This is a genomic window from Microbacterium sp. B24, assembly GCF_000333415.1.
Lineage (GTDB): Bacteria > Actinomycetota > Actinomycetes > Actinomycetales > Microbacteriaceae > Microbacterium.
Genome location: NZ_BADB01000055.1, coordinates 1 through 10,399 on the forward strand (window position 1 = coordinate 1; position 10,399 = coordinate 10,399).

Sequence of the window (10,399 nt, forward strand, 5' to 3'; positions counted from 1 at the left end):
CGATCGCGTCGTACACGGGCTGAAAAGCGTCCACGCTACTCTCCAAGGGGGGTCGGGGCGGACTGGGGGGCATCGAAGAGAGAAGAGCATCCCGTTGAAGCGCCCACGGCGAGCAGAGCGACGAGAACACTAGCGAATCGGCGAGCTGAGGCTCCCGCGATCATCGTCACTCCTTCCACGTGTAGTAGCTCTCTTCGTAACCATACGCATTCTCATCGCCGATGAAGTATCGGTCGAGATCGTCGCGCGTGGCCGCCGGCACCTGCCCGATGTTGTTCTGCAGCGTGGAGTTGTAGGCGGGCGAATAGTGGATCCCTCCGACGCCCTGCGATGCAAGGGGCGAGTCCTCCTGGATCGTCGTCCAGTTGGGCCTGTCCGTGGGAGCGTAGCCGTCGGTGCCGAGCGAGATGACGCTGTCGAGCCGCGGAACCGGATCCCCATTGTGCTGCACCGAGACGACGGTGGTCGTGGAGGGGATGGGCATGCTGTCGATCGGTGCACCCGCGACGACGACGGCGTCCCAGTTGTAGTCGTTGTTGTACGCGGCGAGCGTTCCGGCGAGGATCCCACCCTGGCTGAACCCCACCAGCATCACCGGGTCGTCGGGTCCCACGCCGGCCTGCTTCATCGCTTCGAGTACGGCGCGCTCGTACTGCGAGCGCAGCGAGGGCGTGAGCATGAGCGCCAGGTTGCTGTCCAGATCGTTGACCGCGCCCTGATCGCCGTTGAGCCGGGAGAACCACTCCTGGGTGCTCGGCAGCGTGACGCGCCAGCGCACGACGCCGTCGGCATCGACCACCTTCGTCACACTGATGACCGTCTCGTCGGCGGAATCCTTGGTGTGGTGGCCGAGCGAGTCGACGAGCGTGGTCTCCTTCAACGCGTGAGCGAGGTCGGTTGGCTGCCCGCGGTAGTTGTCGACCTCCGAGTCGGTGAGGTTGCGTTTGCTGACGGCGGGCGTGGGCTTGGTGACGTCGGAGAGGATGCTGGCGAGGAGAAACCCTGCGAGCAGGCCGACGACGAGGGCCGCGATGAACGGACCGATGAACGGGATCATCGACAGCAGCGCATAGACCAACGCGAGGATCAGGACGGTTCCCACCAACGCCAGAACGGTCGCGACGAGCCGCTGGAGCTCGTTCCACAGATCTTGGAGGAAGTCGCCGATCCACTTTCCGAGGTCGGCGAAGAACGATCCGAGACCCTCGAAGAAGTTGCCGACCTTGTCGAGCCACCCCTCGTTGGTGGCGTCGATCGCGCTGTCGATGAGCGACATCGCGCGTTGCGCGGCGGCTTCCATGTCGCGTCGGGCCTGCTCGTGGGCTTCTCGTGCGGCGGTGGCCGCGTTGTCGTAGCGACGGGCGGCGGCGCGCGCATCGGCCAACTGGCGTTCCGCTGCCTCGATGTTGCCGGCGGGGGCCGCCGACTGCTCGAGGGTGCGGACCTGTCTGTCGTATGCGGCCACCTGGGTGTCGGCGCTGCCGGCGTGCCGCTCGGCGTAGGCCTCGTTGGCGTCGGCCTCGTCGGCCTTGCGGTGCGCCTCGCGCAGGGCTGCCGCGTACTCCACGAGGGCGTTCGCCGTGCCCGCATAGCGGCCATAAGCCTCGGACAGGTCGCCGGCGACCTGTCCGCTGCGCTCGCGGATCGCGTCCAGCGAACGCGCGGTGCTGGCGTAGGCGAGGTTGCGCAGATCGTCGGCGGCGCGCTCGATGCGGCTCGCCGACGACACGTACGTCGCGGCGCGCTCCGCGAGCGCCTCCGGGTTGCCGGGAAGAGTCATCGGTCACCTCCTGCGGGCGGAGTCGGCGAGGGTCCCGGTGACGGGCTCGGCGTCGGCGCGGGGGCTGCCGGGGCGGCTGGCGCGGTGCTCTTGCCGATCTCGTCGTTCAGGTTGGTCGCGGCGGTCTGATCGCCCGCCGCCGCCTGCTGGAGGGACGCGGCGAGGTCGGTGTCGAGGTCCTCGAACGTGTCGACGACGGCGCGGAGGTAGTCCGCGATGAACGTCAGGTTGTCCTCCAGCTTTCCGCGGGCGATGTCCCACTTGTCGCCGAAGTCGCGCACTTTGCCGGCCAAGCCGTCGTGCCCCGTGTAGCCGGCCGTCTCGTCGGCGATGCGCTCGGCCGCCGAGAAGTCTCCCGCGATCCGTTCGGCGCTGGACGCGCTCGCCAGCACCTCACCGACATCGATCTTCAGGTCGCTCATGTGTCCGCCTCCCTCTGTCAGACCCTACGGGAGGGCGCAGACGGGTCGCGATGGGGAGAACAACCCATGCGGTGGATGCCGCGGCATCCGGCCCCCGCCCCCGTCGCCCCGCCTACGCTGTACGGATGAGCATTCCCCTCCTCACCCTCAACGACGGACACACCATCCCGCAGCTCGGCTTCGGCGTCTTCAAAGTCGATCCCGCGCAGACCGAGCGCATCGTCAGCGACGCCCTCGAGGCCGGCTACCGGCACATCGACACCGCCGCGATCTACGGCAACGAGGAAGGCGTCGGGCGGGCCATCGCCGCCAGGCGCATCGCCCGCGACGAGCTCTTCATCACCACGAAGCTCTGGAACGATCGGCAGGGCGGCGACCAGCCGGTCCGCGCGATCGATGAGAGCCTCGCGAAGCTCGAACTCGACGCCGTCGACCTGTACCTCGTGCACTGGCCCGCACCGGCCCACGGCAACTACGTGAACGCGTGGGAGAAGATGGTGCAGATCCGGGAGGCGGGCAAGGCCCGCAGCATCGGCGTCTCCAACCACCTGCCGTCGCACCTGTCCGAGATCATCGCGGCCACGGGTGTCACGCCCGCGGTCGACCAGATCGAGCTGCACCCGGCCTATCAGCAGCCGGACGTCACCTCGTTCGCGAAGGAGCACGGCATCCTGATCGAGGCGTGGGGTCCGCTCGGACAGGGCAAGTACCCGCTCTTCGACGAGGGGCCCGTCGCCGCCGCTGCGGCGGCCCACGGCAAGACGCCCGCGCAGGTCGTGCTGCGCTGGCATATCCAGCAGGGGCACATCATCTTCCCGAAGTCGAACAACCCCGACCGCATCCGCGAGAACCTCGACCTGTTCGACTTCGAGCTGAGCGCCGACGAACAGTCGGCGATCACCGCGCTCGAGCGCGGGGGTCGTGTCTCCGCCCATCCCGACGAGGTCAACTGACCCGACCGTCACCGTCGTCCTCCGCGGCGTTCACTCGCTGAGCCGGCGGTAGCGTCGCAGGCGCCGCAGCCCCGCGGCGTCTGCGCGCTCCGTCGGCGCGGTGGCCAGGGCTCGGAGGGCCGCATCGGCGCCGGCCGTGTCGAGGTCGACACCGATGGCGACGAGTTCGCCGGTCGCCGGCGGCGACGGCAGTGCGGACACGTGGATCGATCGGCCGACGAGTTCGACGAGGTAGCCCCGGTCGCCGCCGGTGCCGCGCACCCGCACCCGTCCCTTGAGGCGATAGGCGCCGCGGGGAGGGTGCTCGAGGAGGTCGACGAGCGCCGACGGCGGCACCGGAGCGACCAGCGGGATCGACACCGATCGGGCGTGTTCGTGCGTGTCGTGTCCGGGACCGTGGTGCGCCTCGCGCGCGATGCGGGCGAGCGGCAGCTCGTCGATCGGGTCGTCGTGGTCGGCCACGTCGAAGACGAGGACAGGATCGATCGCGCCGGCACGGGCGGTGACCAGGTGCGCGTCGGGATTGCGCGAGCGGACGCGCGTGCTGATCCGCGCGATCGTCGATCCCCGCTCGGATGCCGGCAGCAGATCGGTCTTGCCGATCACGACGAGCGACGCCGTCGCATAGCGCGCCGGCGCGTCGTCGCCGGCATCGATCGTCGCGAAGTGGTGCACGGCGTCGATCACGTCCACCACGCCGCCTGCTCGCACGCGGGCAACGCCGCTGAAGCGGATCAGGCGGGCGAGCGCAGCGGGTTCTGCGACGCCGCTCGCCTCCACGAGGATCGCGTCGAGGCGCAACCGCGGGGCGGCCAACCGTGCGAGCGCGTCGTCGAGTCCCCCCGCATCCGGCAGGCAGCATACGCAGCCTCCCGAGATCGCGGCGGCCTCGTCGACCTGACCGGTGACCAGCGCGGCGTCGACGTTGAGGACGCCGAAGTCGTTCACGACCACTCCGAGGCGGGCGCCGGGCGTGCGCAGCAGGTGGTTGACGAGGCTCGTCTTCCCCGCGCCGAGATGGCCGGTCACGGCGACGACGGGCACGCGCGATGCGGCGGTTCCGACCACTCCGGCGGCCGTGTTCGCGTGCGGCATTCGTCCTCCCGCACGCATACTATCGAGAATGATTCTCGATAGTTGTCACACCCAGCCCTGCATCCAGTTGTGCAGACGGTAGAAGTCGTAGGGGACCTGCGTCGCCGACCACAGCGGATACCAGAAAGCCGACAAGACCACCGCCGCGACGAGGAACACGATGACGACCCGCTGCCCGGCCGTGCGGCGCTCGTGCGGGGCGTGGGCCGCGCCGGCGACCTCCCGCAGCGCGAAGGTGAGCGCCAGCAGCAGGAACGGCCAGATCACGATCGTGTAGAACTGGAACACCGTGCGCTCGGGGTACATCAACCAGGGAAGCCACGTGGCCGCGATGCCGACCAGCACCACGGCGTAGCGCCAGTCGCGAGCGACGGCGAAGCGGTACACGAGGTACAGCGCGGCGATGACCGAGCCGTACCACAGCAGCGGATTCGGCATGCTGTACAGCACCTGCAGACAACCGTTCTCGCCCGAGCAGCCGTTCGTGCCGTCGGGGCTGGAGAACGCGTACATCGACGTCGGACGCCAGAGGAACGGCCACGCCCACGCCGCGCTCGAGTAGCTGTGCGGCGACGTCATACCGGCCATCGAGGCATAGATGGTCTCGTGGTACTTCCACAGGCTCTGCAGGGGAAGCGGCACCCAGGAGAAGAAGCCCGTCGCAGGGCTGAGCTCGGCGACCTTGCGGTCGTAGCCGCCGTCGCTGAGGAGCCATCCGCTCCAGGAGCCGAGGTACACGACGAAGGCGATCGGCACCAGCAGCACGAACGAGGCGAGCCCCTGCCGCACGGCATCCATCGGCCAGAAGGTGATGCCGAGTCGTCGACGTTCGAGGGCGTCGGTGACGACCAGGTAGAGCCCGATGCCCGCGAGCACCCAGACCCCCGACCACTTCACCGCTGTCGCCGCGCCGGCGGCGGCCCCTGCGGCGATGATCCACGGACGGTTCCAGAGCACGACTCCCCATGCGGGAGGCCCCTCATCCACCCCGCGTGCGACGATCGCGGCGGCGAGGCGGTCGAGGTGGCGTCGACGATCGAGAAGGGCGAACCAGAACGCCAGCAGGATGAAGAACGCCAGGAACACGTCGAGCAGCGCGACGCGGCTCATGACGATGCCGAGGCCGTCGATCGCGAGGAGGAAGGAGGCGACGGTCGCGAACACCGTCGAGTTCGTCAGCGTCTTCGCGACGAGGAAGAGCAGCAGCACGAGGGCCGTGCCGAACAGTGCGGTCATGGCTCGCCAGCCGAAGGAGCTGTCGGGTCCGAACAGCCACATGCCGAAGCCGATGAGGTACTTGCCGAGCGGGGGATGGACGACGAAGCTCGGATCGCTCGTGAAGATATTTGTCTCGCCCGCCGCGAATCGTGCATCGGCGCCGTCGGGCCAGGTCGCCGCATAGCCGAGATTCCACTGGCTCCACGCGTCCTTCACGTAGTAGGTCTCGTCGAAGACCAGCACGTGCGGATGCCCGAGGTTCCAGAAGCGAAGGATCCCGGCGAGCAGCGTCACCGCCAGCGGAGCGAGCCATCCGTACAACCGCTGGAGTCGCGGATCGTCCGCGACGCGCTCGCGCCAACGGTCGTACGCAGACCGGCGCACGGGTGGCAGCAGCGGTGGGATCGGCTCGGCGGTGGTCGACACGGCCACCAGCCTAAGCTGAAGCGGTGATCATCCTCGGTGCGACTCCCATCGGCAATCTGGGCGACGCGTCGGCGCGGCTCGTCGCCGCGCTCGAGCAGGCGAGCGTCATCGCCGCCGAGGACACCCGCACGACACAACGGCTGCTGCAGGGGTTGGGCATCGCCAATCGTCCGCGGCTGGTCGCCCTTCACGACCACAACGAGAAGCAGCGCGCGGCTGAGCTCGTCGCCCGTGCGCGCGAGGAGGACCTGCTCGTTCTGAGCGATGCGGGGATGCCGACCGTGAGTGATCCGGGGTACGGCCTCGTCGCCGAGGCCGTCGCACAGGGCGTCGCGGTCACGGCGCTGCCAGGACCGAGCGCCGTGGTCACGGCGCTCGCCGTGGCCGGGTTGCCCACCGATCGCTTCACCTTCGAGGGATTCCTGCCACGCAAGGCCGGCGAGCGTGCACGCGCTCTCGCTCTGCTGTCGAGCGAGCCGCGCACGATGGTCTTCTTCGAAGCGCCGTCGCGTCTGGCCGAGACGCTGCACGCCATGGCCGCCGCCTTCGGTGCCGACCGGCCTGCCGCCGTCTGCCGGGAACTCACCAAGCTGCACGAGGAGGTCGTCCGCGACGGTCTGGCAGCCCTCGCCGACTGGGCCCGCGACGGGGTCCGCGGCGAGATCGTCGTCGTCGTCGGGGGAGCGCCGGCTCGCGACGTGTCGGCCGAGGACGCTGTCGCCCAGGTGCAGGCCCTCGTGGCCGACGGCGTCCGTTTGAAGGACGCCGCTGCCGAGGTCGCGGCAGCGACCGGCTTGTCCAGCCGCGACCTCTACCAGGCGGTGCTCGCCTCGCGGTGATGCCCGCTCAGACGGCGGGACCGCCCAACTGCGCGAAGGCCTCCGGCGTTGCGACGGACCGCTCCGCACGCGCGGGCGGAGCGGTGACGCCCGGCAGCGTCCAGACGGCGAAGCTCGCTCCTCTGCCGTGCAGGCGCACCGCACCGTCATCCGCGACGAGTTCGACCGTCCCTGCCGCATAGCGCGCGGCCCTGGCCGTCGCCGCGCCGACCAGGGCCATGTCGAGACGGATCTCGACGTCGGTACGAGCGGCGAGGACCAGCACCGCCTCGTCCGCGTTCTCGCGGATGAACACGAGCGCATCGTCGTCCGCGTGCAACCAGCGCAGGCCGCCCGTCGAGAGCGCCGCGTGCGCGCGACGAAGGCCGATGAGCTCACGGTAGAGGCCGATGCGGGCGGCGATCTCGGGTTCGCCGATGCGCTCCCAGGGGAGAGGGGTGCGGCTCATCTCACCGTCCACGGCCTCGAGCCCGAACTCGTCGCCGGCGTAGACGACGGGGATGCCGGGCAGCGTCATCGACAGACCGACGGCGAGCGGGATCATCTCCGCCGCGGCGTAGGTGGCGAACCGGGCGGTGTCGTGGGTGTCGAGGGCCGACATCGTCCCGCGCTGCACACGCCACGGAATCTGGCTGGTGAAGAGCCGGAGCTGGCGCACGAACTGCTGCGCGGTGTACCGCGGCATCCCGGTGGGCAGTCCGAAGAACCACATCTCATCGCTGACGCGGCCGTCGAAGCCGCGGTGAGGGATGCGTCGGGGCTCCGCGAGCCACGACCACACGCCGCGCGTGAACGCCGGGTAGGTCATGCCGCCGTGCCAGGCATCTCCCTGCAGGTCGCTGGCGGCATCGTTCGTCGACTCGGCGAGCAGGAGCGTGTCGGGCGAGACCTCGATCATCGTCCGGCGCACCGTCTGGCGCACGACGGCATTGAGGTCTTCGGCGCCGAGTCGACCGGTCATGTTGGCGACGTCGATGCGCCACCCGTCGATCCCGTACGGCTGCGCGAGCCAGCGCGCGACGACGGAGTCGGGCCCCTCGATGAATCGGCGCCGCAGTTCGGCGCTGTTCCAGTCGAACTTCGGCAGCGTCGCCGCGTCCAGCCACGTCTCGTAGGTGGTGTGGGCCGCATCGTGGAAGTAGTAGAAGTCGGCTTCCGCCGCGTCGGGCCGGCCGTACGCGTTGCGGAACCACTCATGGGCGACGCCGGAATGGTTGGTGGTGAGATCGCCGATCACGCGGATGCCGCGCGCGTGCGCTGCCTCGATGAGACGTCGGTAGGCGTCGTCGCCGCCGAGGAGTTCGTCGACGTGATCGAAACTGGCGGCGTCGTATCGGTGATTCGACTCCGCGGGGAAGATCGGCGTGTGGTACAGCGCGTTCACACCCAGATCGACGAGATGGTCCAGCCGGTCCACGACGCCGTCGAGGTCTCCGCCATAGAGCTGCCGGCTGCGACCCGGGTGGGAGGGATCCAGCGGGTCATCCCAGGCTGCGGGGATCGCCCACTGCGGAAGCGGGCGGTCGGCCGCGGCATCCGATCGCGCGAAACGATCGGGGAAGATCTGGTACAGCACGGTGTCGGCCATCCACGGCGGCGGCGGGTTGCCGGCGACGAGGGCGAAATCCTGCGCGTCGAGGACGTCGACGTCGCTGAGCCCGCCCTGGTTGAGGATCTGCACCGTCGCGTCGCTGCGGACGAGATGGAAGCGGTAGCCGTGGCGCGGGTTTGCGACGACGATCCGCGCCGACCACCAGTGCCACCCGTCCCGTTCGCCGTCGCACTCGGCCTCCACCCACGCCGGCTCGTGGTCGGGGTTGCTGCGCACCACGACCCGGTCGACTCCGCCGTAGGCGCGGGGCACGCGGAGGCGGACGGTCACCTCGTCGCCGAGAGCCGGATCGGGGTGCGAGACGTACAACGGCGAGCCGTCGTGGTGCGGGCAGGTGGGATCGATCATGGGAACCTCCGTGGAACGCCGACAACACGTCGGCACTGGTGCGACGTGGTTGCACGGACATCCGTGGCAGAGCCCTCTGATTGTGTGGTGTGCGGCGCGGGCCGCATCGTGCGCTACTTGACCGAGCCGGCCGTGAGGCCGCCGACGATGAAGCGCTGGAGGCCCAGGAACAGTGCCATCGGCAGGATCGCCGCGAGCACGGCGCCGGCGGCGAACACGCTCCAGTTGCGCGCCGTCTCCTGCGAGACGAACTGGTACAGCCCCACCGCCAGCGTCTGCTTGTCGGGATCGACGAGGACGACGGACGCGATGAGGAAGTCGTTCATGGTACCGATGAACGACAGCAGGCCGATCACAGCCAGCACGGGGGCGACCAGGCGCAGGATGATGGTGAAGAAGATGCGAGCGTGTCCGGCGCCGTCGATCTTCGCCGCCTCGTCGATCGAGGCCGGCACGGTGTTGAAGAAGCCGTACATGAGGAACGTGTTCACGCCCAGCGCGCCGCCGAGATAGACCATGATCAACCCGATCTGGGAGTTCAGACCCAGTGCCGGGAAGATGTCGCCGATCGCCGACATCAGCAGGAAGATCGCCACCACGGCGAGCAGCTGAGGGAACATCTGCACGAGCAGCAGCGTCAGCAGTCCGAAACGGCGGCCGGTGAAGCGCATGCGCGAGAAGGCGTAGGCGGCGAGCGCGCAGAGCACGACGGTGAAGAACGACGTCGTCAGCCCGATGAACACCGAGTTGACGAACCAGTTGCCGTACGGGCGCAGCGGGTCTTGGAACAGGGCGATGTAGCTGCCGATGTCGACCGTGGCGAACAGGCTGTTGGCCGTCAGCAGCGTCCCGCCCGGGTTGAGCGAGGCCGAGAGCACGTAGACGAGCGGGAACGCCGAGAAGACGAGCATCGCGATGCCGACGAGGTGGCGCCAGCCGGTCTCGCGGAACCACCGGCCGAACCGGCGACGCGTCTCGTGGGCGACGGTCGGACTCGGCGGGGTCGATGCCGTGCCGGTGACGGGGAGGGTCTCAGCAGTGGTCATGTCAGTTCAGCTCCTCGAGCACCTTGGTCTGGCGGAAGCTGAGGTAGGAGATGACCGCCACCAGCACGAAGATGATGATCGAGAACGCGCTGGCCAGGCCGTAGTCGCGTTCGGCTCCCACGAAGGCCACCTTGTAGACCATCGAGATCAGAATGTCGCTCGCGCCGACGTTGATGGACGCGTCGGCGAAGCGCGGACCGCCGCCGGTGAGCATGTAGATCAGATTGAAGTTGTTGAAGTTGAACGCGAACGAGGAGATCAGCAGCGGCGCCACCGACACCAGCAGCAACGGGAACTTGATGTGGCGGAAGATCTGCCACACACCGGCGCCGTCGACACGCCCCGCTTCCTGGATGTCGTCGGGGATCGCCTGGATGGCACCCGTCGTGACGAGGAACATGTAGGGGAAGCCGAGCCAGAGGTTCACGACGAGAATCGACACCTTCGCCAGCAGGGGATCCTGCAGCCAGGGGATCGACGCCCCTCCGAGGATGGACTGGTTGATGAAGCCGAAGTCCTGGTTGAACATTCCCTGCCAGACCAGCGCCGACAGGAACGCGGGGAAGGCGTACGGGAGGATCATGATGACCCGGTAGTACTTCTTGCTCTTCATCCGCGGATCGTTGAAGACGATCGCGAGGAACAGGCCGAGGGCGAAGG

9 protein-coding genes are annotated in these 10,399 nt (G+C 68.8%); 2 read left to right on the forward strand and 7 right to left on the reverse strand.

From position 1 onward, the window contains the following. Positions 1–166: 166 nt before the first annotated feature. Both I5I_RS01225 and I5I_RS01230 read right to left on the reverse strand, forming a co-directional pair. On the reverse strand, positions 167–1,780 hold the full coding sequence (locus tag I5I_RS01225; RefSeq protein WP_036315436.1) for a hypothetical protein: 1,614 nt from the start codon (positions 1,778–1,780) through the stop codon (positions 167–169). Beyond that, positions 1,777–2,202 carry a hypothetical protein gene (locus tag I5I_RS01230; protein WP_036315437.1) on the reverse strand — a complete coding sequence of 142 codons (426 nt, stop codon included), beginning with the start codon at positions 2,200–2,202 and terminating at the stop codon, positions 1,777–1,779. The genes I5I_RS01225 and I5I_RS01230 overlap by 4 nt, the downstream gene beginning before the upstream one ends. 125 nt (positions 2,203–2,327) lie before the next feature. On the opposite strand from I5I_RS01230, the gene I5I_RS01235 reads away from it, so the two are divergent. Further along, positions 2,328–3,155, forward strand: a complete 828-nt coding sequence (locus I5I_RS01235; RefSeq protein ID WP_036315451.1) for an aldo/keto reductase — start codon at positions 2,328–2,330, stop codon at positions 3,153–3,155. A 30-nt stretch (positions 3,156–3,185) separates the two neighbouring features. On the opposite strand, the gene I5I_RS01240 is transcribed toward I5I_RS01235, so the two are convergent. Beyond that, positions 3,186–4,250, reverse strand: a complete 1,065-nt coding sequence (locus I5I_RS01240) for a CobW family GTP-binding protein (RefSeq protein ID WP_036315438.1) — start codon at positions 4,248–4,250, stop codon at positions 3,186–3,188. A 45-nt stretch (positions 4,251–4,295) separates the two neighbouring features. Continuing rightward, positions 4,296–5,894 (reverse strand): dolichyl-phosphate-mannose--protein mannosyltransferase, encoded by a 1,599-nt coding sequence (locus tag I5I_RS01245; RefSeq protein WP_036315453.1) that lies wholly within the window; start codon positions 5,892–5,894, stop codon positions 4,296–4,298. A gap of 23 nt (positions 5,895–5,917) precedes the next feature. Between I5I_RS01245 and rsmI the strand changes: the two genes are divergently transcribed. After that, positions 5,918–6,733, forward strand: a complete 816-nt coding sequence (gene rsmI / locus I5I_RS01250) for a 16S rRNA (cytidine(1402)-2'-O)-methyltransferase (protein ID WP_036315439.1) — start codon at positions 5,918–5,920, stop codon at positions 6,731–6,733. A 7-nt stretch (positions 6,734–6,740) separates the two neighbouring features. Here the strand turns inward: rsmI and I5I_RS01255 are convergent, their stop codons facing one another. From I5I_RS01255 to I5I_RS01265, 3 genes are all read right to left on the reverse strand, one after another. Then, positions 6,741–8,693: a glycoside hydrolase family 13 protein gene (locus tag I5I_RS01255; RefSeq protein WP_036315442.1), complete on the reverse strand. Its 1,953-nt coding sequence runs from the start codon at positions 8,691–8,693 to the stop codon at positions 6,741–6,743. Between the two features lie 113 nt (positions 8,694–8,806). Then, complete coding sequence (locus tag I5I_RS01260; protein ID WP_036315445.1) at positions 8,807–9,739, reverse strand: sugar ABC transporter permease; 933 nt, start codon at positions 9,737–9,739, stop codon at positions 8,807–8,809. Between the two features lies 1 nt (position 9,740). Then, positions 9,741–10,399, reverse strand: a 659-nt coding sequence (locus tag I5I_RS01265) for an ABC transporter permease subunit (protein WP_036315448.1), incomplete at its 5' end; no start/stop codon positions are given.

Bases quoted from the DNA above. Each gene is read 5' to 3' on its own strand.
- I5I_RS01225 (WP_036315436.1), bottom strand. From the start codon at position 1,780: ATGACTCTTCCCGGCAACCCGGAGGCGCTCGCGGAGCGCGCCGCGACG.
- I5I_RS01230 (WP_036315437.1), bottom strand. From the start codon at position 2,202: ATGAGCGACCTGAAGATCGATGTCGGTGAGGTGCTGGCGAGCGCGTCC.
- I5I_RS01235 (WP_036315451.1), top strand. From the start codon at position 2,328: ATGAGCATTCCCCTCCTCACCCTCAACGACGGACACACCATCCCGCAG.
- I5I_RS01240 (WP_036315438.1), bottom strand. From the start codon at position 4,250: ATGCCGCACGCGAACACGGCCGCCGGAGTGGTCGGAACCGCCGCATCG.
- I5I_RS01255 (WP_036315442.1), bottom strand. From the start codon at position 8,693: ATGATCGATCCCACCTGCCCGCACCACGACGGCTCGCCGTTGTACGTC.
- I5I_RS01260 (WP_036315445.1), bottom strand. From the start codon at position 9,739: ATGACCACTGCTGAGACCCTCCCCGTCACCGGCACGGCATCGACCCCG.